The 1,830-nt window shown below is 52.3% G+C and carries 2 protein-coding genes, 2 tRNA genes and 1 pseudogene; 4 read left to right on the forward strand and 1 reads right to left on the reverse strand.

Annotation, left to right across the window (positions count from 1 at the left end):
* From BHE85_RS14535 to BHE85_RS14550, 4 genes are all read left to right on the forward strand, one after another.
* Positions 1-730, forward strand: a 730-nt coding sequence (locus tag BHE85_RS14535; protein WP_069673623.1) for a site-specific DNA-methyltransferase, incomplete at its 5' end; no start/stop codon positions are given.
* Between the two features lie 49 nt (positions 731-779).
* Positions 780-855: transfer RNA gene (locus BHE85_RS14540), tRNA-Ile, on the forward strand.
* 9 nt (positions 856-864) lie between these two features.
* Positions 865-941: transfer RNA gene (locus BHE85_RS14545), tRNA-Arg, on the forward strand.
* Positions 942-1,000: 59 nt separating this feature from the next.
* The gene (locus tag BHE85_RS14550) at positions 1,001-1,117 is read left to right on the forward strand and encodes a DUF3927 family protein (RefSeq protein WP_000226111.1); all 117 of its coding nucleotides are present in this window, start codon (positions 1,001-1,003) and stop codon (positions 1,115-1,117) included.
* Positions 1,118-1,692: 575 nt separating this feature from the next.
* Here the strand turns inward: BHE85_RS14550 and BHE85_RS27540 are convergent.
* A pseudogene (locus BHE85_RS27540) lies at positions 1,693-1,818 on the reverse strand (hypothetical protein); the annotation flags it as partial.
* Positions 1,819-1,830: the final 12 nt, after the last annotated feature.

Below are 1,830 nucleotides of genomic sequence, written 5' to 3' on the forward strand. Positions count from 1 at the left end.
GCCGTCCGGACGCTGGAACGGATGCAACAAGGAAAGCCTGCGGGCGTATTTCCCCGCCACAGAGCGCATTCTGTTCGCGGAACATTATCAGGGGCCGTATCGTCCGAAAGATGCCGGGTATGCGGCGAAGGGCAGTGCACTGAAACAGCATGTGATGGCCCCGCTGATTTCTTACTTTCGTGATGCGCGCGCGGCCCTGGGGATAACGGCAAAACAGATTGCAGATGCCACAGGAAAGAAAAACATGGTGTCGCACTGGTTCAGTGCCAGTCAGTGGCAGCTACCGAACGAAAGCGATTATCTGAAATTACAGTCGCTGTTTGCCCGGGTGGCAGAAGAGAAACATCAGCGCGGTGAACTGGAAAAGCCCCACCACCAGCTGGTGGATACGTATACGTCACTGAACCGGCAGTATGTGGAGCTGCAGAGTGAATATAAGCATCTGCGGCGGTATTTTGGTGTGACGGCGCAGGTGCCGTACACGGATGTGTGGACACATAAACCGGTGCAGTTCTATCCCGGGAAACATCCGTGCGAAAAACCGGCAGAAATGCTGCAGCAGATAATCAGCGCAAGCAGTCGTCCGGGTGACCTGGTTGCAGATTTTTTTATGGGCTCAGGTTCAACGGTAAAAGCGGCACTGGCGCTCGGGCGTCGTGCGATTGGCGTTGAGCTGGAGACCGGACGTTTTGAGCAGACAGTCAGGGAAGTTCAGGATTTAATCGTTTGAAACGGATGAGATTGCAGAATTAATTACGCACCATTATTATTCTGCTCCCGGCCCTTTAGCTCAGTGGTGAGAGCGAGCGACTCATAATCGCCAGGTCGCTGGTTCAAATCCAGCAAGGGCCACCATATCACATACCACCATTAGCTCATCGGGATAGAGCGCCAGCCTTCGAAGCTGGTTGCGCGGGGTTCGAGTTCTCGATGGCGGTCCATTTATCGGTATTCTGCGTTGTTAGCTCAGCCGGACAGAGCAATTGCCTTCTAAGCAGCTGTGGTTGCACTCCTGTTGTTTCTGGTGGTGATGGTGGACTTCAGCAGCCGGATAATGTCGGTGCTGTCTGATGGTGTTTTGGTGGCGGGTGTGTGGTTGTTGCTTTCCCGTTGCTGAAAAAGAAAGCATCAGGCGATTAGCAGGGTATCAGTTACCCGTTGAAATTTTTAAATACCTCACAATTCCACAGCTTGATGATTGTCTGGCTGCCGGAGAATTTGTTAAAAATTACATCGCATGGTGAATCCCCCTCAGCGGCGGGGCATCTGGCAAAGTGTATGATCCAGAGAACATGCAAATTCAGTAGACAGGCTGAATTTACCGGGAGGCCCCTGGCACCATGCGACAGACAGAAATTAGGCTATACTTCAGCCCCTCTCCGGAGGGGCTTTTCTGTGCAGGATGTGTCACAGTTTCCTGAATTCTGAGTACTGTCCTGTTACTCAGGGTGCTATATTTTCTGACGTGATGAAAGTCTGCCGGAAGGCGGAACGTATCGGAAATGACCCAGTAGAGAAAACGTTGACTCAGATACCGATGCTGAGTTACCGGGAAACCGGCATCACATGACCGCTATCCTTCCAGGCTCGCTCCGGCGGGCCTTTTTACTGCAGAAAACAGTTTTCCCGTAAAATGCCACGTTGCTCATAATTCAGGCTGGCGATTATTGTCTGGCCGGCGGGAAGTTTGTTAAAAAATTTCGCATGGTGAATCCCCCTGTGCGGAGGGGTAATCAGCGAGTAGGTATATGGGATAATCGCGGATTCAGGTGCTGGTACTGAATTCACCGGGAGGCACCCGGCACCATGCAATGGCACATAGCGCCACTC

This window comes from Shigella sp. FC1567 (assembly GCF_001743015.1).
In the GTDB taxonomy this organism is placed as follows: Bacteria; Pseudomonadota; Gammaproteobacteria; order Enterobacterales; family Enterobacteriaceae; genus Escherichia; species Escherichia coli.